Raw genomic sequence first — 454 nt, 5'->3', positions numbered from 1 at the left:
CCATACCTTTCACTACCTCTAGCCTTCTCTTTCAACCATTGTTTTGCCTTTTTCAGATCTCTTGTCAACACGATAGGGTATTTCTCTTTGACTTGATTGAACGTTTCAATTGCTTTTTCTTTTTGGATATCCAACATATTTTTCACAAAAAGAGAAAGGTTTTCAGCTCTAAATGAACGCATGGAGACGGATAGATGTAAATCGGGATTGAGATGCACTTCGGTTACATTGCTTAGTGCTGCAATAGCATCGGTTGCTGAATATTCAGAATCAGTTAAATTCGGTGATATATGGACACTCCAATGTGGGTACCAATTCTTTATAGCTGCCAACCATTCTGAAATTCCGGCTTCGCCCGTATTGATTTCCTGACCACCACCCACGAGACAAACAATAACTGCCCAATCTTCATGCCTATTCAGACAGGAAATCAAAAATTCAGGCTCCGAGTGAT

Annotated in this window: 1 protein-coding gene; it reads right to left on the bottom strand. The window is 40.1% G+C overall.

The genetic code is table 11. The features are described 5' to 3' along the window. On the bottom strand, nucleotides 1–454 hold a 454-nt coding region (locus B3B27_RS06070; protein WP_286847111.1), incomplete at both ends, for a DNA/RNA helicase domain-containing protein.

The sequence above is a fragment of the Proteiniphilum sp. UBA5463 genome (genome assembly GCF_002427225.1).
Lineage (GTDB): Bacteria > Bacteroidota > Bacteroidia > Bacteroidales > Dysgonomonadaceae > Proteiniphilum > Proteiniphilum propionicum.
The sequence above is the reverse complement of the archived record's forward strand: the minus strand, read 5'-3'. Positions and strand labels throughout refer to the sequence as shown.